The following is a 26,622-nucleotide window of genomic DNA, read 5'->3' as shown; positions in this document are numbered from 1 at the left end:
TCAAATAAATAACATTCAGGGATCATGATGGCAAAAGTTTTTTTGCTCAACGGTACCGTCGTATTCTGGCCAGAGCGCAATCTATTACACGCAAAATCAGATGAGACGAAACGTTTAACGCTAAATACCCCGGCAGCTCGTTGTTTATCATTATTAATACAACGGCAGGGCCAGGTTATTGAACGCGATTATTTCTTTGAACATGTCTGGTTTATTAATGGTGCTCAGGTCACTAATAATACATTTTATCAGAACATCTCATTGCTACGTCGCGCTTTTAAAGAGCTTGGTCTGAATGAAGAACTGATCGTCACCGTACCGAGAGTAGGGATCCGTCTTGAGCCACAGTTGCAGGTGCTTGAGCAGGAGATGGACGATCTTCTCTGCGGCCCAATAATCTCGCCAGTCTCGACGCCAGAAGCAACACCAAAATCGCCACGCAAACATACGCTCTGGTGGGTTCTGGCAGGTGTGCTCATTTGCTTTTTAGCCTCATTCGCAACCTGGCAAACACAATTTGATTCCCGGCTTAGCCGTTATATACCGCTGAGTATAGGGAAGGGATGTCACTGGTACGCGAATCCGGATGTACTAAAGTTTGACCAGCATCATCAATTTATACACACCAGTGCGCTGGACTGTCAGAGTCATCCCTGGATTTATCTAACTATGTATCCTCATTTTCCGCGGGTCTCTGCATTAACCTGTCGACAACAATATAGCCATTGGCGGGATAATGACTGTATTACATATTATTATTTCACGGAGTCCCGAAATGTGGGAGCATAATTTAAAATGGAGTCTTTGCATCATCTTAGCGATGGTAATGACGATCGTCGCTACGTTAATGCTCCAGAACTGGCAGCGCTCAAATTTCGATTGTTCCGGGGAATTAATGATGGAGTATCCCGATATTCGTGGTGATATTTCTGTGAGATACGTTTTTAATGGCGCCCGTGGCGTTGCTATTTTACGCGGAAAAATCACCGATAATAACGGGGAGATATTGGCAGTGAATCAGAATGTCTGGTTCAACTTCATCCGCAGAGAGGACGATTATTTCCTTGAATCTGAAAATGTAGCATCAAGCACAGGCAGCACAACGATTCATCCATTGCTGGAAAGAACGCTACCTAATTTTTATCTCAAGCCAAAAGAACCCTTTTATTTCAGCATATTAAGACTCAATAACAGCACATGGCATTTTTATACCAGCCGCTCACCATCTGTTTTTTGTCGCAAGTGAGGTAATGATCTCGGGCTGGGTATGTATAACATTTGCTATACATACCCCTTGTTAATGAAGTTGAAAACTTCTACATTCATCATGGTTTTAAACCATCACAAACGCACGAGTGAACACACTTTCTTAAGCCTCCATAGCAGATAACAATGAAATTAAAATTTCTATTCCCTACGTTCTTTTGTCTGACGATAAATGCATATGCGGCATCGCCGGTGTTATTCAATCCCGCAGTGCTTAATGCCGCACTGTTATTCAGTCACGATCCGAGCAGCGGGAAGGTCAAGCACAGCCTGCAATGGATCAGAAACAGTGCAGGGGAGTTACAGGCCATGACCGATGTCTGGTATGACCGTAATGGTTGTTTCACTCGTGTAAATATGGTCGATAAGATAAGTGGAAATGAGTTTCATATCGAAAACAATAATGGCAACCTGACCTCACGCAATGGTCAGCAAATCACTGGCAAGGTCAACCAGGATTGTCAGATCACTGCGCTAGAGAATGACCGTGGCAAATTCTTGCTGAGTTACAATTCACGTGGATTACTGGAGACAATGACTAACCAGGAAACCGGCGATGTGAGTAAAAGGTTCGAATACCGTTATGGTCAGTTTCCGGTGCGCATTCGCGATTATCAAAAGCACACCGACAAAATTATCTCTTATCCAGCAGGAAATCCGCAGTTTCTCGATTTTGAATCATCGTTGAAGGTTAGGGGAACAACCGTCTGGCTAAAACAGAGTTGTAGCTACCAGCCCGATGGAAATGCCCGGCTTTGTTCAATCATCACCGCATATGATGATGCCTATAGAGACGGAGCCACGGTGATGTTTACGAACCATCAGACTGAATATTACTGATCCAGAGTTTATCTGACTTGCCCAAAAATAAGTTGTTCCGGGAGAGACAAGACAAGGAACTGGAGCAGGCACTAATACGTGCGGTCTGTGATATTACATTTAACATAATATACATTATGCGCACCAATGTCAGGTGGCGAGAATTGTAGCCAGACTGGTGCATAGTAATTCAGTTCAGTTAGCATAACAGTTGGATTGTCTTGCATCCTCTGGTTCAGACCGAGGAACGTTATGGCCAAACTCTCACTGCGCTCGAGAGTCCGTGCTGGCTTGTAGCTTCTTCATCTACCTGACCGACATCATCAGAACCTGTTTCATATTTTGGATTGTGCAAGCCTGTGCATTAGCTGGATGTGATTCTGGTTACTGCAAACTGGAACGCTTCTTCTTTTGTGCTTTAACTTTTGCCCACTTCGGCATTAGCTGTTTTTGAATGTAGGCCAGTTCCAAGCTGATACCGCCACACACACTTATCCAGACTATCTGCGCGAAAACAAGCTCTACCAAAGGCCGTGTAGAACGTGCCCAACTTCGATGTCCATAGCCGCTTGAAAATGATGATGATCTGGCAGCATTTTTCACGTGCCGGGAACCCCGTCGTGTTTCAAAATCCCTGACAGTGCAATATGACAAAGTACTGTATCTGACTGAAGACTCTGAGCTAAGCCGAAGGACCATCGGGAAATATATCGAAGTCTGGCACTATCCAGATGGGAGAAAAGAGCTCCGGCTCAACGCGACTGCTCTTCCCTACTCCACTTATGATCGCCTTTCAGATATCGACCAGGGCGCTATCGTCGACAACAAGCGACTCGGACGCGCACTAGAATTTATTAAACTGATTCAAATAAACGCGACAACGAGGAGAGTTTTCAGATGTATATGAGTATAATATTATTCCTTCAAAACTGAAGATTCAAATTCGACATATTCTAAATTAGACGTAATCGAGTTATGCTTTGCAGAGATAAATACAACTTTCAGAAAGGTTGTCACCAATGCAAATGAAAAAACAGATATCATAATATCTTAATTAAATCATAGAGTTAGAGAGAGAAAGTGACATTGACTATCAATTTGAAGGGAATGAAATATCGAGAGTTGACTCTCAAATAATGCACTCAACTGTGGTTAGACCAGTAATACGTTTGCTATATTCAAGTAATTATTACAAAGTCGCGAATAAGGAATTTTTATCTGCTCATGATTACTACAGACATAAAAGATATAAAGAATACTTAACGGATTGCTGTAAATAATTTGAAAGCATGTTTAAATCAATCCATGTAATAAATGGATGGTAATATTTAAAATTAGAATTAACTTCAAAGCTAATACAAAGGTTCTTCGAAAAAGAATTAATGCCAAAATAAATTCAGAGACAATTCCTGGTCTCAAAACAATACGACCTTCCAACTCTTTATCGCCCCAACTTAACTTTGTTTCTTAAGCGAATGCGTAAATGCTTTAATCATAAAATCCGCTATTTAGGTTGTGGTGAATATGGCTCGAAATTAGCCCGCCTTCATTATCAGTTCATATCCAATAATCTTAGGGAATTATGGCCACATGGCCATTCCATTGGCGCAGGATTTTCTTTCGAATCGGCTTCGTATACAGCTCGATATTGTGTTAAAAAAATTAACAAAGAAAAGGCTAGAGAACATTATCAAAATAGAGTGTCTGAGTCCTCCTGCATGTCATTTAAGCCAGGCTACGATATTCTTTGACTTCTGAACTTTGTGGTGAACTTATCAAATATCACCTTACGTTCATAATATGACTAGATATTAAAAGTAATATTATTATTTCCAATGTATAATAAATTGATGGCAAGCTATCTGAACACATCAACACATCAACACATCAACACATCAACATTATTTAAATAATTAAACATAGGTCTACCATATGAAAGCCAAAACTCCTTCAGAGGCATTGCTTCATCGAAAAAACATTATAAAAGACAATCCTAAATTTAGGGCTGCCATAAGAGAACATTATCAAATCAATGATAAACTTTATAAGAAGCAACCTTTGTTCTACAAAGTAATGCTTCAAGAATCAAGGTTAAACATTGCACTCTCAGTGTGCTGTTTTATTTTTGGCAACCAAGCATCATGCGTGTCAGATATTAAAGAACTTTGTTCCAGATATAAAATAGCCAGCCCTAATAGCGTCATCGCAATAATTGCCCTATTGAAAACGACGAACAGAATTAAAACATGGCGTAGCCCGGAAGACAGAAGAAAAGTCCTGATTATGCCAACACAAAAAGGAATTGATGAACTTAAAAGATATATGTCTGGCGCGTTTTTGCCGTTGAATTTGCTCTATCCCGAATATAATATCTCGGTAGATTTACTGGATGATGAAGTGCCCCGACAAGACTTTTTCAGACGAGCGGCTCAATACCTTTTTCGCGGAGTGACCTTCAAAGAAAATCTACCCGAAGTCGGAGTATTTATTGGAAAAGATGGAGGGCGAATGATTATGCTTTATCTTTACTTGCAAGCCATAGAAAACATGACCACTCGAGGGGCTATCATTAATTACTCATCGAATGCACTGGCCAAAGAATTTTTTGTGTCACGGATTCATGTCAGCAAAATTATAAAAATTGCCCAAGGCACGGGTTACCTGAAAGAAAGAGCAGATGGATTGATTGAAATTTACCCATCATTTATTCAACTCGTCGAAAACTATACAGGTCTATATTTTGCGTATGTCATGCATTATCTGAATTTACATCCTGAAAAATAGTTAAATTTTATGCCATCCCTTCGTGTTATCCTGTAATAAGTTACAAGCGTTCGATTTGCGTCGATCGCTTTTTTTATCTTTCTCGTAGCGCCTCTTTTGCTTTGTTCAATGGTTTTAACAAATAATCGAGTATCGATTTACTGCCCGTTTTTATATCAACAGTAGCAATCATGCCAGGAAATATTGGAAACTCTTTACCCTGTTTGTTTTCAAGGTGATTAGTGTTAGTTCTGATATAGACACGATAAAAATAGACATCGCGTTTTACATCATCCTGGATTGTATCCGGTGAAATCATCATTACTTCACCCTGAAGACCTCCATAAATGGAATAGTCATAAGCTGTAATTTTAACTAACGCCGCTTGTCCAGGGTGAATGAATGCAACATCTCTGGGCGAGATTTTCGCTTCAATAACCATCTGATCATCCAGTGGAACCAGAGTCATCAATTTGCCATTTGGCGGGATAACACCGCCGACTGTCGTTACATCAATATCTTTAACAATGCTTCTCACCGGTGCGTTGAAAGTCAGCCGGGTTAGAGAGTCTTCACGACCTTTCATTACGGAACGTTGCGCTTCAATTTCGGCATTCGCTTTGGCTAATTCTTCACGTGCGCGCACAAAGTATTGATTCTGCATTTCTGTCACTTTGTTTTCTAATTCGTTCTTTTGCCGTTGCAGGCGAAGAACTTCCACATTACTGGCAGCCCCCTGCTTTACCAAAGGTTGAGTAAGAGCCAACTCTCTTTGGACCAACGTCATTCCCTGACGTAATCCAGCAACCCCCTTTTCCAGGCTTTCGCGGCGTGAAGTAAAAAGTGCCGTCTCTTGTCTGACCAGGTCGATATAATCATCCAGCTCAGCCGGAAAAGTAAGTTCTGTACCATTCACTTCGGCAGTCAAACGTGAAGCAGTTGCCAGCGCCGCATTTAACCGGGATTCACTTTCCAGAACACTGGATTCTGTTTTTGTTCGATCCAGTTGTGCAACCTGCTGCCCGCGTTCAACGATATCGCCTTCTTGAACAAGCAATTTGTGGATGATTCCGCCTTCCAGCGACTGGATAACCTGCTCATGTGAAGAAGGCACTACTTTACCGCTTCCGGTTGTAACTTCATCAAGTTGAAACCAACCTGCCCACGCGATGAAAACAACAAGCATAGACACCACGCTCCATACCACCAGACTAGAGCGAGGAAGATGAGGCTCCTGAAGACGACTGTTAAAACGACTGAAATCGCTCATACGCCCTCCTCATTAATTACCGTTTTTTGAGAAGTCGCTTTTTTCATTGTTACCGTACGTTGGCCCGCTTTTTGTGGAGTCATACCATGTTCACGAAGAATGCTATCTCGTGGTCCATCCATAACAATTCGGCCGTTATCCAGCACAATGATGCGGTCAACCAGTTCAAGGATAGGTAAACGGTGTGTAGCGACAATGAGTGTGCGCGTTTTTCCCAACCAGCCTTTCAGACTGCCGATAAACTGTTTCTCACTCACCTCGTCAAGCCAGGCCGTCGGTTCATCAAGCAGCAAAATATTAGGTGATGTTAAGAGTGCGCGGGCGAGTAATAGCGCCTGTCGCTGACCGCCAGACAGACCAGCCCCGCCCTCATTTACAATGTAATTCAGACCCATTTTCTGTTTACGAACGAAATCCAATGCTCCTGTTATCACCAGCGACTGATGGATCTCCTCATCAGTCGCTAAGGGATTGCCCATTATAATATTGTCACGCACTGAGCCAAAGAACAGGCGAGCCTGCTGGCTTAGTAGCTGCATGTCCCGGCGTAAATCAGCAGGGTCAAGATGATTGAGTGAGATATCGTCAAGTAAGATGGAACCTTGCTGTGGTTCCTGCATACCCGCAAGAAGTTGCAGAAGCGTACTTTTCCCTGAGCCGTTACGTCCCAGCAGGGCAATACGTTCTCCGGCTTGAATATGGAGACGTGATATATTTAATACATCAAGTTTTTCTTCCTCATCATAATAGAAACTCACGTCTTCCATAACGTAATTTCCGCGCAGATGGGCTTTATGAACTTTCTTGCCGGATTGCGGATCGTCAATTGGCCGTTGCATCAGATCATCAAGCCCTTTACGCGCAACCTTCGCTGACTGCCAGCGAGAGAGCACGCCGGAAATTTGTGAAAGTGGAGCAATTGTGCGTGATGCAAGGATAGAGGTACCCACTAACGCGCCGGTGGTCATATCTCCACTAATCACCAGATAACAACCTATCAGCAGCACCACAGCATAAACGATGGATTGAACCTCCTGGGTCCAGGTCAGCAGTAACCCCGTTAGCCAACGCTGTTTCATTGCCACATTAGCGGCGACATCATTGGTGTTATTCCACTGATTTTGAAAACGCTGCTCAGCACGCATCAGCTTGATATCTTCAAGACCCTGTACCGCCTCTACCAACGTGGCGTTACGAATAGCCGACTCGCGCATCCCTTCGCTGGAGAGCCGTCCTAATGGACGTTGTACCAGCAGTCCAGGGATTAGCAGCAACGGAACGGCCAGCAATACCACCAGCACAAGCGGCCCGCCAATCATCCAGAGGATAAAAACGAACAACAGGAAAAAGGGGAGATCGGAAATTGCCGCGATAGTCGTGGAGGTAATCAACTCTCGCACCGATTCCAGCTCGCGGATTTGAGCGATGAAAGAGCCCGTGGATTTTGACCGCGCACCATTTTTAATTCTCAGAGCATGAGCAAATACGCGTTCTGAGATCCGCAGGTCTGCGCGTTTACCAATTACATCTGAAAGATGGACGCGTAGCATACGCATGATGAACTCAAAGGTAATAGCCACCATGACCCCTCCAAAGAGGACCCATAGCGTTGCTTCCGACTGTGACGGAACTACGCGATCGTACACCTGCATAGAAAACACCATGCCTGAAAGCGCCAGTACATTCGCGATCATCGCCACCAGCATGATATCGCCATAACGGCGCCAGTCTTTCAGCGCCAGTTGCCAGAACCAGTTTTTCTCATAAGGTTTGATATAATCATCAACGCGTGCGTCTGGCGTTGACTCAAGAGGGCGAAGCACGACCCCCCCTAGCAGGCGCGTTGCAAGCTCCTCTCGCGTTAATACTGTTTCAAGACCACTATCGCCGCTGAATTGAAGACTAACATTCCCCTCTTTATCCATCCGGTTGATAACTGCAATTTGACCGCCAGTAAACTCAGCAATTAACGGCAAACGCCAGGGGTCGAGTAATTCGGCATTCACCGAAACTCTCCTCAATCCTAATCCCAAATGGCGAGCCATATCTTCCAGGACTTGTTGACGCGGTGACTGGCTTTCGTGATTAATCACCACCCGGACATGTTCTAACGAAAAATCAAGCCGGTAATGTTTCGCAATAATAAGCATGGCTTGTAGCCATGGCTCATAAAGCGGATGAGTTTTCATAGTGCTACTTCCTATCCAACAACATTGTCACGCGTCGAAATTATGTCATTTAATTGATATATCAATACGAACAGAATCCTAATAAAAAAGAAAAAAATCTTTATTTTTCTGTTTGTTATCAATTTTTATGTAAAGAAATGAATAGCTGCGTGAGTTTATACCCTCGCAGCTCATTTGATTACGCTAATAACAATTGATGATTTGCCAGCAACGTGGCCAAATCGGTTTGCACACCATTAAGCGTCACGACGATGGTCGAGTCGAACTGGCTACCCGTTCCATCTCTGTCGATCTGAATCTGAGTGTTGCTCCCAATTTGTACCACCTGGATATAGTCAGTGAGATTGTTCACCCCACTGTCCAACGTCGCCACGCCATTCACATAGCTCGCCGATCCCGTGCCGGTATAGCCGCTATCAGAAAGCAGATCGCGCAGGTCAATACGGTCAGTATCTGCCGTCCCCTCCCAGGTACCGACAGTAAAGCCGTTTACCACATCGCTGCCGTTGCCACCCGTGGCATCCAAAGCGTTGATCAGCTTATAAAGCAACGTATCGTGACCGCCGCTGCCGATATTGAAGGTGTCATTACCGCCGCGCCCTTCGAACTGGTTATCACCGCTATTGCCAGTAATAACGTCGTTGTAGTTGGAACCATTAATCCCTTCAATATTAACCAACGTCGCGGTATCGAACCCGGTACTCTGAGCCGTAGAGCGCCCCAGATCGACGGTTACACCGGAAGCAGCATGGCGATAATCTACGACATCCACGCCGCCTGTACTGCTCCACGTGTCGTGTTCAGAGGTTGTCGTCCAACCACCAGAACCGTTGTAGGTATAATTCCCCGCCTCAGCTATAAAGGTATCGTTGTATCCGGTACCTGTCAGGGTTCCGTGGTGTCCGCCTGTGGCAGCATCAGCCGTCAGGGAATAACTCTCTTTACCGTCTCCTGCTGTCAGTCCATCCCAGGTTGCATTACTTGAAACACCGTTAATGGCACGAACCAGCACCGCACGGTAAGTTTCACTGGGGTCCAAACCGTAAAAACTGATGAGTGACGAGGAATCGTTTATGCCGATCCCTGACTGGGCATTGATGATTTCGCTGGCGACCAACTGATTTGCCGAGTTGTATAGCTGGACAGTGTTGCCAAAGAAGGCGTTAATTCCTTCGCTGTCGACAATCTTCAAATGCAATGCTGTTCCAGGCGCAACCGTATTGGTATTACGCTCCAGTAAAACAGTACCGTTTTGACGGAAAATCAGCAGATCCTGTGCACCATCCCAGTCGTAATCAAGCAGAGCAGCTCCGGATACCTGAGTTGACGTAGCGGTACTGAATTTTGAAGCTGTAAAACTTGCTGTACCCGCCAGTCCATCATTGGTGTAAAGATAAGACTGCCCGCTATTCGCCAGTTTGATGATGTCCATGTTACCGTCGAGGTTCCAGTCCACCGCCACGCTGACGTTACCCACAAACTTATCCGTGGTCGCTGTTCCAACCGCAGTGCCTGCAAGAAGGTTACCGCTACCATCGTTCAGCATTAACACGCCGCCCTGACTGGTTCCGCTGGAGGTACGGGACATGCTGATATACAGGTCCATGTAACCATCGCCATTAAAGTCGGCCCACGTCATACTTACCGCACTGGAAGCCGCGCCAGCGCTAATGCCGCTGTACATGGTATTGGTAAAGTTTTGCCCCCATGTAAAAGAACCATTGCCTTGGTTAAACATGGTCGACAGCGCATAGGAGTTATTCCCGTTGGTCGTATGCTGGGCAATATCCACTTTTCCGTCGTTATTCAAATCCACACCGGACGCCTCAATCAGGCTGTTGTACCTACCTACCGTCGAACCTGATACAAAGTTGGTGTATGTCCCGGACTTAGAACTACCGGTCAGCGTACCGTTGTTATTGAGCATGAAGGTGCTGGAATCAGGTCCCCCAGCATCACCAATGACGAAATCGGTGTAACCATCACCCTGAATATCAATGGCAACCACCGCGCCATACCACACCGCAGTATGTATGACAGAAGTATTAGTCAACACAGTAGTGGTATAAGTACCGTCACCATTATTGATTAACTGCGCCATGTAGTCCCAGCTTGTCCCTTCAGCAAGCACGTCTGCCAGCCCGTCGCGGTTGATATCCGCATAAGTACCCGTGGTGTAATTCCCCGTCATAGAAAAATTACCTGAAACGGTGTAAGAGTTACGGCTGCTGGCGTCCGCCGATGCGAATTGCTGATTTGCGATAATCGTCCACAGCCCATCCGAATCCAGCATATAGCTGGAAGAATAGGAATCATTCGCGGCGGTAAATGACCAGGCTGGTGTCAATGATGCTTCATTACCCACGACCAGGCTGCCGGTGGTCAAATCAACGGTATTACCGTTGCCGGCGCTACTTTTCACTACTGCTGTGACATCATAATTCTTCACGCTCAGCGCATCGCCGTCCGGGATCTGCAAATACCAAGTGTTATTATCCGGATCGACCACTACCGCACCGCCTGAATCAGAGGTGTAGGTTTTACCGTTCACGTTGATAACGAGATACTCACTGTTAGTCAGTTTCGCCGATAGCAAACCACTCAGAATGGGGGTAGTGTCTGTCGTAGTCTGGGCGGTAATGCTCACGGTGGTGGTAGGGATGCGAGTATCTACTTTCAGCACAAAATCATCTGAATCGGTGTGGTTACCCGCCAGATCGGTCACACGCAACATATAGGTGTGATTACCATCATTCAAACCACTATCCTGGAAATACCAACTGGCGGCATCGCTCATCGTTACCAATCCCAGCAGCACACTATCACGATACAACTGCACAATCTCGCCATTGTCCGGCGCACGGTTAAGTGTCCCGTTAATCACAGGGGAACTGTCATCTGTTGCCACCGATGCGCCAAAACTGCCCTGGCGTTCGCCTTCTCCGTCGGTGTAGCTGACGACCCTACCGACCGTGACTGGCGTCGTGGTATCGACCGTCACCACCTGCGAAGAGGTAGAGCCGACGTTACCTGCCTGGTCGACGATCCGCACCTGGTAGGTGTAATCACCGTCAGCCAGATCACGGGTATCAGTGTAGCTCCAGCGCTGGTTAGTCACGGCTGTGTCAATCCAAGCATTGCCGCCATCAAGGCTTATTTGCACGCGCTCATCGCTTTCCAGCCCGCTGCCCAGCGAGCCGTTAATGGTCAGCTTGGTGTCAATGGTGATGAAGTCGCTGCTGGACTGCCCGGTATCTTCGCTAATGCTGTCAATAGTGATGCCATTCTGCGGTGCCTGGGTATCGACAGTGACCACCTGAGAGGTCGTCGCCCCTACGTTACCGGCCTGATCTACCACGCGAACCTGATAGCGATGCTCGCCATCGGTGAGCGTGCGGGTATCGGTATAGCTCCAGCTCGTCCCATTCACCGTGGCGTAGGCCCATGTAGTCCCACCATCAACTCTCACTTGGACATACTCATTTGTGCCAGGTTTCACACCCAGCGTACCGTGCAGAGTGTACGACGTTGAGCTGGTCAGGAAATCATTATTATCGAACCCAGTATCAACAGTAATGTTATCCACTGTTACTGTGATAGCCGCGTCAGGAGCGACCGTATCAACGGTCACCTGTTGATGCGCGGAAGCACCGATGTTTCCGGCAACATCCACTACCCTCACATAATAATCGTAGGTGGTGTTTTGCAGCGTGCGCCCATCAACGTAGTGCCAACTGTTGTTGCCAGTCACAATTACGTTCTGCCAGGTATCGCCGCCGTCAATACTGATCTGAACGTATTCATCAGCGGCCAGTGTTGCTCCCAGCGAACCGTGCAGCGTCAGCGAGGTATCGTTGGTAATGAAGTCGCTGCTGCTCAGCCCGCTATCATCGCTGATGCTATCAATGGTGATGGTTTTTCTGGTGTCTGGTGCGACGGTATCAATAGTCACCACCTGGCTGGTGTTGGCGCTGACATTACCTGCGTTATCAATAATTCGCAGTTGATAGTTGCAATCACCATCGGCCAGCGTACGGCCATCGACATACGTCCAGCTCAGACCGCTGACGCTGACGTCAGTCCATGTGCGACCGCCATCCAGGCTAATCTGCGCGTGATCGCCATTGCCCAGCGCCGCCCCGAGCGTTCCTTTCAGGCTGATCTGGTTGTCGCTGGTAATAAAGTCGTTGCCAGACAGTCCGGTATCCTGGGTAACGGAATCCACAGTAATGGTCGTGGTCGCCGGTGCGGTCAGGTCAATCACCACGTCCCGGCTGTCCGTTGCGCCGACGTTACCCGCATTGTCGATCACACGAACCTGATATTGGTACGTTCCGTCTGTCAGGGCGCGGCCGTCGGTGTAGCGCCATTGCAAGCCAGTGACGGTCAGATCAATCCAAGTCCCACCTTCATCAAGACTGATCTGTGCTTTCTCGTTATTACCAAGTTGTGCGGTCAGTGAGCCGTTAACGATGACCTTACTGTCGTTAGTGATGAAATCACTCGCGCTCAGGCCGGTGTCATTTTGCAGCGAATCAATACCGATCACCATTGATGGTGCGGTCAAATCAACTGTCACGGTGTGGTCGGCGCTGGCGCTGTTACCAATGGTATTGCTCACCTGAGCGTTAATCACATATGAACCGCCGTCTGCCAGCGCGGTCACGTCCGCGCTGGCGACGGTGTAGGTCCAACTACCGTCATTCTGCACAGTTGCGGTGTAGGTTTTACCGTTGAGCGTAATGGTCACCGTCTGACCCGCAGGTGCGTCGGTGGCACCGCTGACGACCAGAGGCGTGCCGTGCTCCGCCGCGCTGACGATGTCATCTTCAGCAAAGGTGTTAATCGTAATCGTCGGTACGTCACCGCTCAACGTCACTTCGTGCGTGGCGCTGCCCGGGTTGCCCGCCTTATCGCTCACCGTCGCGGTGAGGGTGTAATCCCCATCGGTCAGGCCGAGGAAATTATGGCCCGGCACGAAGACCGACCACGAACCGTCCGCCGCCACGGTCGCCTGATAGCTGTGGCCGTTGAAGGAGACCGTCACCATCTGGCCCTGTTCCGCCGTGGTACTACCACTTATGGTCTGGCCCGCCAACTGCTCAGCGTTGTTGACGATATCGTCATCTGCCACAGTGCTGATGGTGACGGTTGGTGCCACGGTATCAGCCGTCAGGGTATGCGTGGCCTGGCCGTTGTTACCGACTTTGTCGTTCACTGACGCAGTGACTGTCAGGGTGCCTTCACTGAGAACTGCCAGGTCTGCCGCCGGAACATCCAGCGTCCATGTGCCATCACTCCTCACCACCGTAGTGTAAGTTTTACCACCCAGCGTCACGGTCACCGTCTGGCCCGCTTCTGCGCTGGTAGAACCGTGCACGGTCAGCGGCTGCTGCACCTCAGCCGCATTCAGAACATCATCACTGGAAATCGTGGCAATGCTGACAACTGGCGCAGTGGTTTCCACGCTGATGTTATGTGTCGCCGAAGCACTGTTGCCTGCGCTGTCCCGCGCCGAAACAGAGACTTGATAGCTCGCGCCATCGCCCAGTGCGCCCACGTCTACAGCCGGTACCGTTGTACTCCAGGAGCCGTCGTTCTGAATGATGGCCGTGTAGCTCTTCCCATTCAGGATCACAGTCACCTGCGTGCCGCTGGCAAACTGCGTGCTGGAACCGTTGATCGTCAGCGTATTGCCCGCTTCCGCCGCGTTGATCACGTCATCACCGCTGAGGGTGTTGACGGTCAGCGCCACGGGGGCGGTATTCACCACTACATTGTGCGTCTGGGTGTTGCTGTTACCCGCGCTGTCGGTGATAGTTGCGCTGATGGTTACGGTGCCGTCAGTCAGGGCAGAAATCACGCTGGCCGGTACGCCCACACTCCAGTTACCGCTGGCATCAACGGTGGTGGTGTACTGGTTTGAGCCAATGGTGATGACCAGCTTATCGCCGACGTTCGCGCCGGTTGCTGTCCCGCTGACAATTTGCGCCTGGGTATGCTCCAGACTGTTAATCACGTCATCACCAGCCACGATGTTAAAGCTGACGGTTGGCGGCGTAGTGTCGAGCGTAATCGTTTTATCCGCACTGCCGGTGTTACCCGCCGCATCGCTCACGCTCACTTGTACGGTGTAGCCGTTGTCCGCCATGGTTGTCAGGTCTGCCGCTGGCACGTTAACGCGCCAGACGCCGCCCTGCAGAACCTGCGCGGTGTAACTCTTACCGCCAAGCGTCACGGTCACCGTCTGCCCTACTTCTGCCGTGGTGGTGCCGGAGATCGCTACCCCCGCAGAGGCTTCCGCGCTGTTAATCACGTTGTCGCCTGCCACCGTATCAATTGACACGGTTGGCACCGTCGCATCCACGCTGTACTCGCGTCCCGCAGAGGCGCTGTTGCCATTCACGTTGGTGACGCTCACCTGCACACTGGCGTCGCCGTCTTTCAGTCCGGTGAGATCAGCGGAGGGCACGGTTGCAGTCCAGTTGCCGTCGGCATCGACTTTCACGGTGTAAGACTTGCCGCTAAAGGTGATGGTCACGGTCTGGTTTTCTTCCACATTGGACGTGCTGCCGGAAAGCACCAGATCGATACCTTTTTCAGCGGCATTGATCACGTCGTCGGTGGCGATGGTGTTGATGCTAACAGCTACGGCTGCCAGATCGACGGTGACATCATGGCTGATAGTCACCGGGTTGCCCGCGGTGCTCTGGCCTTCTACTGTGACGGTCACCGTGCCTGCTGCCAGAGCACCCACGTCTGCCGCCGGGATTGCCGCACTCCATGTACCGTCTGCCAGCACGGATGTTGCGTAGGTTTTGCCATTGATCGTTACGGTCAGCGCGGTGCCTGGGATCAGACCGTCGCTGGAGCCTGTCACGATCAGGTTCTGATTGTGTTCAATACTGTTGACCACATCATCGCCCGCAACGGTATCAACACGCAGACCCGGGAGGTTGGCGTCGATGGTAACATCACGCTCGCCGGAGCCGGTGTTACCGTGACCGTTGGTCACGGTTGCCGATATGCTCAAACTGCCGTTGCCCAGCGCCGTCAGCACATCATACGACACGTTCACTGACCAGCTCAGATCGCTCTGAACCGTTGAGATATAATCATTCCCGCCGATAGAAACCGTTACGATACTGCCCGCCTCTGCGTTGGCAACTTTACCGCTAATAGTCTGGCCTGCAGCCACTTCGGAGGCATTGATGACGTTGTCAACCGCGATGGTATTGATGGTGACGGTTGGCAGGCCAGTGTCCACCTGCAGGTTCGCGGTGTTGCTGACGCTGTTACCCACGGCGCTAGTCGCCGTCGCGCTCAGAGTGTAATTTGCTTCACCCAGAGCGGTCAGATCCGCCGCCGGAACCGTCAGGCTCCAGCTTCCGCTTGCAGCGGTTGTCGCCGTGTATTGTTTACCGTTCAGGGTCACTGTGACCAGGGTGCCTTCCGCCAGGTTGGCACTGGTGCCGCTCACGCTCAGATCCTGGCCTTTCTCCACCGCGTTCAGCACGTTATCGCCGCTGAGGGTGTCGAAGACAACTGACGGCAGCCCGGTATCAACGGTGACGGTATGGGTGCCAGAGCCGGTATTGCCCGCAGCATCGGTTACGCTGGCGTTGACCGTCACGGTACCGTTCTGCAGCGCGGAAATCACGCTCGCTGGAACGCCCACGCTCCAGTTACCCGCCGCGTCCAGCACGGTGGTGTAAGTCTGTCCGCCAATATTGACGGTGACTTTGTCGCCTGCCGCCGCGCCAGTGGCGGAGCCGCTGACGATCTGCGCCTGAGCGTGCTCAGTCACGTTAATCACATCATCACCCGCAATGGTGTTAATGCTCACAATCGGAACGGTCATATCCACCGTCAGATTGTGGTCTACGGATGCCGGGTTACCCGCTTTGTCGCTCACGCTAGCGGTCACGATGACGCTGCCGTCACCGAGTGTTACCAAATCCGCAGATGGGACGTTCAATGTCCAGCTACCATTGATGCCGACGGTCGTGGTGTAATCTTTGCCGTTCAGGCTCACTATCACCGTCTGCCCCGCTTCTGCGGTGCTGGTACCGGAAACCGTCAGGTCAGACTGCGCTTCCGTTGCATTCAGAATATCGTCAGCCGCAAGGGTATTGATAGTCACGGAAGGTGCGGTCGCATCCACGCTGTACTCTCGGCCCGCCGATGCGCTGTTACCGTTCACGTTGGTCACGCTCACTTGCACGCTGGCGTCGCCGTCTTTCAGTCCCACCAGGTCTGCCGATGGGATGGTCGCCGTCCAGGTGCCGTCGGCACCCACCTTCACAGTATAGATTTTGCCACCCATGCTAAGCGTGACGAGCTGGTTGGCTTCGACGTTGGTTGTCGCGCCGGAAAGCACCAGATCGACACCTTTTTCAGCGGCATTGATCACGTCGTCGGTGGCAATGGCGTCGATGCTAACAGCAACGGCTGCCAGATCGACGGTGACGTCATGGCTGATAGTCACCGGGTTGCCCGCCGTACTGTCGCCAGTAACGCTGATCTTCACGGTGCCTTCCGGCCATGCGCTCACGTCCGCCTGCGAAACAGCCGCGCTCCAGGTACCATCTGCCAGCACCGTTGCCGCATAATCTTTGCCGTTTACTCTAACCGTCAGCATCGTACCTGACGCTATTCCATCGCTGGAACCTGTCACGATCAGGTTCTGATTGTGTTCAATACTGTTGACCACATCATCGCCCGCAACGGTATCAACACGCAGACCCGGGAGGTTGGCGTCGATGGTAACATCACGCTCGCCGGAGCCGGTGTTACCGTGACCGTTGGTCACGGTTGCCGAAATGCTCAATCTACCGTTACCCAGCGCCGTCAGCACATCATACGACACGTTCACTGACCAGCTCAGATCGTTCTGCACCGTTGCGGTATACGTGTTGCCGCCGAGGGTTATAGTAACGGTGTTGCCCGCTTCCGCATGGGCCACGGTACCGCTCAGGGTTTGGCCTGCCGCGACTTCCGCCGCGTTAATGACGTTATCATCTGCAACCGTGTTGATGGTGACGGTTGGCAGCGCGGTATCGACCAGCAGGTTTGCAGTATTGCTCACACCGTTGCCCACGGCGTTGATCGCCGTTGCATTCAGGGTGTAGTTCGCTTCGCCCAGGTCCGCCAGATCGGCTGCCGGAACCGTCAGGCTCCAGCTGCCGTCTACCGCAGTGGCTGCTGTATACTGTTTGCCGTTAAGCGTGACGGTGACGGTGGTGCCTTCGGCCAGGTTAACGCTTGTACCGTTCACGCTCAAATCCTGGCCTTTTTCCAACGCATTCAGCACGTTGTCGTCGCTAATAGCGTTGAAATTGACCGACGGCAGGCCGCTATCAACGGTCACATTGTGCGTGCCGTTGCCGGTGTTGCCCGCCGCATCCGTCACGCTGACGTTTATGGTTACGCTGCCATCACTGAGGCCGGAAATCACGTTTGCCGGAACGCCCACGCTCCAGTTACCGGTTGCATCCAGTACGGTGGTCCAGGTCTGGCCGCCGATAGTGACGGTAACTTTATCTCCCGCAGCCGCGCCGGTCGCTGAGCCGCTGACAATCTGTGCCTGAGAATGCTCAGCCACGTTAATGATGTCATCGCCTGCTACGGTATTGATGGTCACCGTAGGAACGGTCACATCTATCGTCAGGTTGTGGTCGACGGACGCCGGATTACCCACTTTGTCGCTTACCGATGCGGTAATGGCCATGCTGCCGTCGGTTAATCCTGTCAGGTCAGCCGCCGGAACATCCAGAGTCCAGGTGCCGTTTGCGTTGACGGTCGCGGTGTAGTCTTTACCGTTCATACTCACGGTTACCGTTTGGCCTGCTTCAGCCGTACTGGTGCCGGAAATGGTGAGATCCGACTGGGCTTCCGTTGCATTCAGAATATCGTCAGCCGCAACAGTGCTGATGGTCACGGACGGCGCGGTGGCATCCACGCTGTACTCGCGTCCCGCAGTCGCGCTGTTGCCGTTGACGTTGGTGACGCTCACCTGCACGCTGGCGTCGCCATCTTTCATGCCAGCCAGGTCAGTAGATGACACAGTCGCCGCCCATTTTCCATCTGCATCCACGGTCGCGGTGTAGCTCTTACCGCCGAAGATGATGTTGACGGTCTGGTTCTCTTCCACGTTGGAGGTGGTCCCCGAAAGGACCAGATCCGCGCCCTTCTCGGCGGCGTTAATGACGTCGTCAGTCGCGATAGCATCAATGCTGATGGCAACGGTCGCCAGATCCACCATCACGTTGTGGTCGATAGAAACCGGGTTACCGGCGATGCTCTGGCCTTCAACGGTCACGGTGATAGTTCCCGCAGCTAAGGCACTCACGTCCGCTAACGGGATCGCCGCGCTCCAGGTGCCATCCGCCAGCACGGTTGCCGGGTAGGTTTTGCCGTTGACGGTCACGGTTAGCGCTGTACCTGCGCTCAGGCCATTGCTGGAGCCGGTGATAATCAGATTCTGTGCATGCTCGATGCTGTTGATCACGTCATCGCCTGCTACGGTGTCTACACGCAGCCCCGGCAGGTTCGCGTCGATGGTGATATCGCGCTCACCTGTACTGCTGTTGCCGACGCCGTTGGTCACGCTGGCGGTTACAGTCAGTTCACCGTTACCCAGCGCCGTCAATGCGGATTCCGGGACGTTAATGGACCAGCTCAGATCGTCCTGTACCGCCGTGGTATAGGTGTTGCCGCCAATCGTCACGGTCACAGTGTTGCCCGCTTCGGCATTCACCACTTTACCGCTGATGGTCTGGCCGTTCGCCAGTTCGGCGGCGTTGATCACATCGTCGCCCGCAACAGTGTCGATGGTCACGCCAGGTAATACGGACTCCACGTTCACAGTGTGTGACGTGCTGGTGCTGTTGCCTACGCTATCCGTTGCCGACGCGGTGACGGTGTATAAGGCTTCACCCAGCGCTCCCACCTGGTCCGCCGGAACAGTGGTAGTCCACTTTCCGTTGGTATCGACGGTGGCGATGTAGGCTATACCGTTGAGCGTCACGGTGACGACCGCACCTGCCGCTAGACCGGAAGCCGTGCCCGAGAGGGTCAGATCCTGCGTTTTTTCGGTGCTGTTGATGACATCGTCACCGGAAATTACGTCAATGGTCAGCACCGGGGCGGTTAGGTTCACTTCCACGTCGTGCGTGGCGCTGTTGCTGTTACCGGCTTTATCGGTCAGCGCCGCTCTGATGATGTAATCTCCGGCAGTCAACGCATTGACGTCTGCCGCAGGCACCCCCACGATCCAGTTGCCCGAAGTATCCAGGGTCGCGGTGTAATTTTTATTGTTGATGGTGACGGTCACCACATCGCCCGCTGCCGCGCCTGTCACGGAACCGGTGACAATCAGCGCCTGCGCATGTTCAGCGCTGTTGATCACGTCGTCGTCAGAAACGGTATTGATGGTCAGTTTCGGCACTGTGGTATCGACCAGCACATCGCGATCCGCCGAGGCCTGGTTGCCCGCTTTATCGGAAACCGCCGCGGTGATAGTGTAGTCGCCGTCAACAATCGTGCCGAGATCCGCAGAAGGTACGGTCACGCTCCAGCTACCGTTTGCCTGTACGGTGGTGGTGTAATTCTGGCCGTTCAGGATCACGGTCACGGCCTGCCCGGATTCGGCGTTGGTCACGCCGCTCACGACCAGATCGACCTGCGCTTCTGTCGCATTGATGATGTTGTTATCGCTAACGATCTCGATAGACACCGTCGGCGCGGTCGCATCCACACTGTACTCACGACCGGCGGAAGCGTTGTTGCCGTTCACGTTGGTCACGCTTACCTGCACGCTGGCATCACCGTCTTTCAGGCTGCCCAAATCTGCCGTCGGTACGGTTGCCGTCCAGTTACCGCTGGCATCTACACTTGCAGTGTAAGATTTGCCGCCAAAGGTGATATAGACGGTCTGGTTCTGCTCCACGTTGGTCGTTGAGCCAGACAGCACCAGCTCCGCACCTTTTTCCACTGCGTTAATCACGTCGTCCGTGGCAATGGCATCGATGCTGATGGCGACCGTCGCCAGATCGACCGTTACGTTGTGAGTGATGGATACAGGGTTACCCGCCGCGCTCTCGCCTTCAACAGTGACCGACACGGTACCCGCCGCCAGTGCGCTAACATCTGCCGCCGGAATTGCTGCACTCCAGGTGCCGTCAGCCAGCACCGTAGCGGCGTAGGTTTTGCCGTTCACGGTTACCGTCAGCGCGGAGCCTGCTGCAAGGCCCTCACTGGAGCCGGTGACGATTAGGTTCTGCGCATGTTCGATGCTGTTGATCACATCGTCGCCCGCCACGGTATCAACGCGCAGGCCAGGTAAATTGGCATCAATGGCGATGTCACGCTCGCCAGAGCCGGTATTGCCGTGGCCGTTAGTCACGCTTGCTGATACTGTCAGCAAGCCGTTACCGATAGCCGTTAAGACGCTCAATGGAACATTTACCAACCAGCTCAGGTCATCCTGAACCGTCGCCGTGTACGTATAACCACCAATGTTAATCGTGACAACATCACCGCTCGCCGCACCGCTGACTTTACCACTCAGAGCCTGCCCCGTGACCACTTCTGCCGCGTTGATCACGTCGTCGGTAGCGATAGCGTTGATGGTTACCACCGGGATCGCGCTGTCCACCAGTACGCCATGGCTGGTATTCGTGCTGTTACCTGCGGTATCGGTCACGCTGGCCGTGACGGAGTAGTTTGCTTCACCCAGCGCAGAGACGTTCGCTGCAGGAACGACAACGCTCCAGTTACCGCTGGCATCGGTGGTGGCGATATAGTTGATGCCATTCAGGGTCACAGTGATAGTGGTGCCATCCGGCTGATTACTGGTGCCGGAGAGCAGCAGATCTTCGCCCTTCTCGGTGGCGTTGATGACATCATCGCCCGCCAGGGTATTGATAGTAATAACTGGCGTGGTCAGAGAGACGTCAATATCATGCGTTGCAGTGGTGCTGTTACCGGCTTTATCCGTGATGGAAGCGCTCAGGGTGTAGTCACTGTTCACCAGCGCGCCAACGTCAGAGGCTGGCACACCAATGCTCCAGTTACCGGAATCACCGAGCATTGCAGAGTAATCTTTGCCGTTCAGGGTTACGGTGATGACGTCACCCGCCTGCGCACCGCTCACGTTTCCGGAGACGATCAGCGCCTGGCCGTGCTCGGCGATATTAATGATGTCGTCGCTCGCCACGATGTTGAAGCTGATATTTGGCACAGTGACATCGACCAGCACGGATGAACCCGCGCTCGCCGGGTTGCCCGCTTTATCGGAAACGGTCGCCGTTACCGCCGCATTGCCGTCGGTGATACCTGCTATGTCGGCTGCCGGAACGTTCAGCGTCCAGGTACCGTCTGCCTGAACCTGCGCGGTGTACTGATTGCCATTGAAGGTCACAGTGACCGTCTGACCGGCTTCGGCGCTTGAGGTACCACTCAGGGTCAGTTCCAGCGCCGCTTCAGTCGCATTTAGCATATTGTCGCTGCTAATGGTGTTGATGGTCACCGTCGGCGCGGTGGTATCGACGCTGTATTCCTGCGCGGAAGAGGCCGAATTGCCATTCACGTTGGTCACGCTGACCTGCACGCTGGCGTCGCCATCTTTCAGGCTATTTAAATTAGCCGCTGGAACGGTATAGCTCCAGTTACCATCGACGTCGACAGTTGTGGTGTAGCTCTTGCCGCCGAAAATGACCGTCACTTTCTGGCCCGCTTCGACGTTCGATGAGGTGCCGCTTAACACCAGATCCTGACCTTTTTCTGCGGCATTCAGCACGTTGTCATCGGTCATGCTGTTGATGCTGATGGCCACCGGGGCAAGATCCACATCCACAACGGTGCCGATGTTCACCGGGTTGCCGGAGGTATCTTGCGCACTGGCGCTGATGGTGAGCGAACCGTCCGCCCACAGGGACACGTCCGCCGCCGGAACCGCCGCCTGCCAGGTGCCATCTGCCAGTACCGTTGCCGAATAAACTTTACTGTTGATGGTCACGGTGACGGTGCTGCCCGCCGCCAAATCGGTGCTAGTACCGGACACAATCAGATTCTGCGCGTGTTCAATCACGTTGATCACGTCATCACCGGCGACGGTATCAATACGCAGACCCGGCAGTTGGGCGTCAATGGTGAAGTCCAGGGAAGAAGAACCGGTATTGCCGTGTGCGTTGGTTACGCTTGCCGATACGGTCAGCTCGCCGTTACCGAGCGCGCTTAACTGGCTCTCGGTTAACAGCATGCTCCAAGTGAGATCGTCCTGCACGGTAACGGTGTACGTCTGGCCGCCGAGGATAATCGTAACGGTATCGCCCGCCGCCGCATTGCTCACCTTACCAGTCAGGGTTTGCCCTGCCGTCACTTCCGAGGCGTTAACGATGTTATCGGCCGCGAGGGTGTTGATGGTCACTACCGGCAGCGAGCTGTCCACCAGCACGTTGTGGGTGGTAGAGGCACTGTTGCCGACGCTGTCGGTGACGCTGGCAGTCACGGTGTAGTTCACTTCGCCCAGCGCGCTCACCGCAGACGCAGGTACACTAACGCTCCAGTTACCGCTAGCGTCTGTGATGGCGGTATAGTTGATGCCGTTGAGATTAACAGTGAGGGGGGTGCCTTCCGGCTGGTTGCTGGTACCCGAGAGCAGCAGATCTTCGCCCTTCTCGGTGGCATTGATCACATCATCCGCCGCCAGGATATTGATGCCGATTTGCGGCGTCACGGTGTTAACGACAACGTCCAGCGAATTGCTGCCAGTGTTGCCGGACTGGTCAGTTACGGAGACGTTAATCGTCATAGTACCGTCGGCCAGCCCCTGAACAACTGACGCTGGCAGGCCGAGACTCCAGTTGCCCACAGCATCTACCACAGTCGTGTAGTCGACGTTATTGATGGTGATGGTGACCAAATCACCCACTGCCGCGCCGGTGACGGAGCCGCTGAGGATCTGCGCCTGAGAATGGGCGATTTGGTTCACGGTATTGGTATCGGTGACAAAATCGTTGATCGTCACCTGCGGTACGGTGGCATCCACCAGCCCCACGCGATCTGCGCTACTGCTGTTGCCCGCCACGTCGTTCACAGTAGCCCTTACCGTCACAGTGCCATCTACCAGCGCGCCTACGTCGGCAGCCGGTACGTTGAGGGTCCAGGTTCCGCCCGTCTGGACTGTGGTCTGGTAAGATTTACCGTTCAGCGTCACGGTGACAGTCTGCCCCGCCTGGGCATTACTGGTGCCGCTGACCACCAGATCCTGCTGCGCTTCCGCCGCATTGATGATGTTATCGGACGTCAGGTTGTCCAACGTGATAGTAGGTGGCAACGTATCGACGGTGACGATGCGCGAGGCTTCTGCGCTATTGCCGTTCACATTGGTGACACTGACGCTCACCTGCGCACGTCCGTCGATCAGGGGTTCCATTGCACTCGCTGGAACGGTCAGGCTCCAGGAACCATCCTGCTGCACCTGCGCGGTAAAGATTTGGTCGGCAAATTTAACCACCACGGTCTGACCGGCTTCCACGCCCTGCGTCTGACCTGACAGCGTGACTTCAGCCCTTTTTTCGGCCGTGTTCAGCATGTCATCGCTGCTAATGGTATCAATGGTCACCGCTACGGCGTTCAGATCCAGTTCGATAGGGTGCTCAGCAGAAACGGTATTGCCCCACGTGTCCTGCGCGCTGACGTTGACCGTAATATCCCCTGCCGTCCATGCCTGAAGGTCGGACGCAGGAACACCAATTTGCCAGCTACCGCTGGCGTTCACCACGGCGGTGTAGTCAACGTTGTTGATGGTGACGGTAATCTGCGTGCCTGCGGCCAGATGGCTACTGGAACCGATGACGGTCAGATCCTGCTGCTGTTCGATGGCGTTGATCACATCATCGCCAGAAATCATGTTCACGCGCAGACCAGGCAGCTCGGCGTTGACGTTGATATCACGTTCGCCGCTGCCGGTGTTGCCGTGCGCATTAGTGACCGAAGCGCTGAAGGTCAAATCGCCGTCGCCAAACGCCTTGAGATCCGCTGACGGGATCGTCACGCTCCAGGTCAGATTATTACCCACCGTGGCGGTATAACTCTTGCCGCCAACAGAGATGGAAACAGTATCGCCCGCCGCCGCGTCGGTGACGCGCCCACTTAGGGTTTGATCCACAGCCACTTCGGCGTTGTTGACAAGGTTGTCGCCCGCAAAGGTATTGATAATCACCTGTGGTAGCACCGTATCGACCAGCAGATTAGCGTCTGCAGAACCGCTATTACCCACGCTGTCCGTGCCGCTCACACTGACGGTGTAGAGGGTATTTGCCAGATTCAGCACGTCGGAAACCGGCACCAGGACACTCCAGATGCCGTTTTCAACGGTGGCCTGATAGTTGACGTTGTTCAGCGTCACGGTGATGGCGCCGCCGTTTGGCAGATTGCTGGTTCCGCTCAGGCTCAGCGGCTGCATTGCCTCCTGTGCATTCAGAACATTGTCCTGGCTGATGACATCAATGGTGAATTCTGGCGGATTGCCGCTCAGCGTCACGCCGTGCGTCGCGTTGCCGGTATTGCCCGAGGCATCGGTAACAGAGACAGAAATGCTGTGGCGCCCCTCACCCATTGCGCCGATGACGGAGGCAGGCACACCAACGCTCCAGCTGCCATCGGCCTGTACCACACCGGTAAAACTCTGGCCACCAAGGGTAACCGTGACCACGTCGCCCGCTGCCGCGCCGCTCGCCTTGCCGGAGATAATTTGCGCCTGGCCCTGCTCGCTGGTATTGAGAGTATCGTCACCCGCTACGGTATCGATCGTGACTACGGGTGCTGCGGTATCAACGGTGAAATCGACGGTGGTTGAAGAGCCGTTACCCGCCTTGTCACTGACGTTCACGGTCAACGAATGGTTGCCGTCAGCCAGCTCTTGTACTTCGCTGGCAGGAAGCGTAACGGACCAGGTGCCGTCACTGCCTACCGTGGCCGTGTGGTTTTTGCCGTTCAGCGTCACGGTTAAAATCTGGCCCGCTTCCGTGTTCGTTTTACCGGTCAGGGTCAGGGTCAGGTTGTGCTCTGCAGCATTGACGATGTTGTCCTGGGAAATCGCATCGATCGATAATGTCGGTGCCACGGTATCCACGCCAATCGTCTGGCTACCGCTTACGGTATTACCCGCCACATCTTTGCCGCTGACGTTGACCGTCCAGGTACCGTCACCCAGCGCCTGTGCGTCTGCAGCGGGCACCTTCACGCTCCATGCGCCGTTTTCGCCCACTTCTGCAGTATAGGTTTTATCGTTCAGCGTGACGGTGAGCACCGTTCCCTGCACGAGATTTTTGCTCGCACCGGAGAGGGTAAAGCCAGCGGACTGCTCGCTGGCGTTAATCACATTATCGTCTGCGGTGGTGGCGAGCGTAACGGTCGCGTCTGCCGTTGAGACGATCACGGTAATGCTGCCTGCAGCCGTGGTTTTACTGCCGTCGATCTGCACGACGGACCAGGTGTGTTCTCCGTCCGTCTGCGTCGGAAGTTTTACCGTCCAGGCCCCGTCTTTACCGACCATGGCGCTGGCAATGGTGCTGCCGCTGCTATCTTTGATCTGAATGGTCGCACCAGGTTGTCCGGTACCGCTGAAGGTTGGGGTATTATCATCAGTGACCTCTTTTGCACTCAGCACACCCTGCTTGTCACCCACTTTGTCCGTTACCAAAAAGGTCGGCGTTGCGCTCTCAACTTCTTTGGTGTTATCAATGATTTTGGTTTTGCCATCACCACCATGTGCCAGCAATGCGCCAATCGCGCCGCCGCCTAATGCTGCACCCGCAATCCAGCCCCACGGCGCATCGCTCAGGACACTACCTTGCTCGAGAAAAGGTTCGATACTGGATATTGTTGTCGCATGAGAAGTCAGTTCAGTGGTCGCAAGCCCAGACGCTTCTCCGGTCTCAGCAAACGATATATGGGTAAGTTGATCCTCATCGTTAAAGACCAACTCTGAATGGTTTTTACCTTCAGGATCGTCCATGAAATAATTGTTGCAGCGGATCACGCTACCATCTTTCATGTAAAGCAAGAGATCCTTACCCTGTCGCACGTAGCGTGCCACATCCTGTGCAGAACCATGGACCTCGATAACGCAGGGTGCAGAGACAGAAACAGAGAGGTTCCCTTCACCTGTCAGAACTGTTTTTTCAGCCGTCTTTCGGATAATGACATCAACAATTTTTACTGAACTCATATTTTTTCTCCTTGCAGGCGCCACCATCTTTTACTCATTGCCAATATTCAGATGTAGCAATCTCTGGGAATGACTCC

The 26,622-nt window shown here is 52.4% G+C and carries 7 protein-coding genes and 1 pseudogene; 5 read left to right on the top strand and 3 right to left on the bottom strand.

The features are described 5' to 3' along the window. Window positions 1-24: 24 nt before the first annotated feature. From LG384_RS11290 to LG384_RS11270, 5 genes and pseudogenes are all read left to right on the top strand, one after another. Window positions 25-789 (top strand): winged helix-turn-helix domain-containing protein, encoded by a 765-nt coding sequence (locus LG384_RS11290; protein WP_223306991.1) that lies wholly within the window; start codon window positions 25-27, stop codon window positions 787-789. Beyond that, window positions 776-1,246 (top strand): hypothetical protein, encoded by a 471-nt coding sequence (locus LG384_RS11285; RefSeq protein WP_225760912.1) that lies wholly within the window; start codon window positions 776-778, stop codon window positions 1,244-1,246. Before LG384_RS11290 ends, LG384_RS11285 begins: the two co-directional genes overlap by 14 nt. Window positions 1,247-1,392: 146 nt before the next feature. Then, window positions 1,393-2,106, top strand: coding sequence for a YnfC family lipoprotein (locus LG384_RS11280; RefSeq protein ID WP_225760911.1), 714 nt, complete (start codon window positions 1,393-1,395; stop codon window positions 2,104-2,106). A 527-nt stretch (window positions 2,107-2,633) separates the two neighbouring features. Further along, window positions 2,634-2,976: pseudogene (locus LG384_RS11275) on the top strand (ISNCY family transposase); the annotation flags it as partial. Between the two features lie 1,041 nt (window positions 2,977-4,017). After that, window positions 4,018-4,869, top strand: coding sequence for a MarR family transcriptional regulator (locus LG384_RS11270; protein WP_225760910.1), 852 nt, complete (start codon window positions 4,018-4,020; stop codon window positions 4,867-4,869). 73 nt (window positions 4,870-4,942) lie between these two features. Here the strand turns inward: LG384_RS11270 and LG384_RS11265 are convergent, their stop codons facing one another. The 3 genes from LG384_RS11265 to LG384_RS11255 form a co-directional block, all read right to left on the bottom strand. Continuing rightward, window positions 4,943-6,118 (bottom strand): HlyD family efflux transporter periplasmic adaptor subunit, encoded by a 1,176-nt coding sequence (locus tag LG384_RS11265; RefSeq protein WP_200013202.1) that lies wholly within the window; start codon window positions 6,116-6,118, stop codon window positions 4,943-4,945. Then, entirely contained in the window at window positions 6,115-8,307 is a 2,193-nt protein-coding gene (locus tag LG384_RS11260; protein ID WP_225760909.1) for a type I secretion system permease/ATPase, read from the bottom strand. The genes LG384_RS11265 and LG384_RS11260 overlap by 4 nt, the downstream gene beginning before the upstream one ends. A 178-nt stretch (window positions 8,308-8,485) precedes the next feature. Continuing rightward, window positions 8,486-26,545, bottom strand: a complete 18,060-nt coding sequence (locus LG384_RS11255; RefSeq protein WP_225760908.1) for an Ig-like domain-containing protein — start codon at window positions 26,543-26,545, stop codon at window positions 8,486-8,488. Window positions 26,546-26,622: the final 77 nt, after the last annotated feature.

This window comes from Citrobacter sp. Marseille-Q3906 (assembly GCF_916618775.1).
GTDB lineage: Bacteria > Pseudomonadota > Gammaproteobacteria > Enterobacterales > Enterobacteriaceae > Citrobacter > Citrobacter murliniae.
Note: the sequence above shows the minus strand (reverse complement) of the source record. Positions and strands in the feature narration are given on the sequence as shown.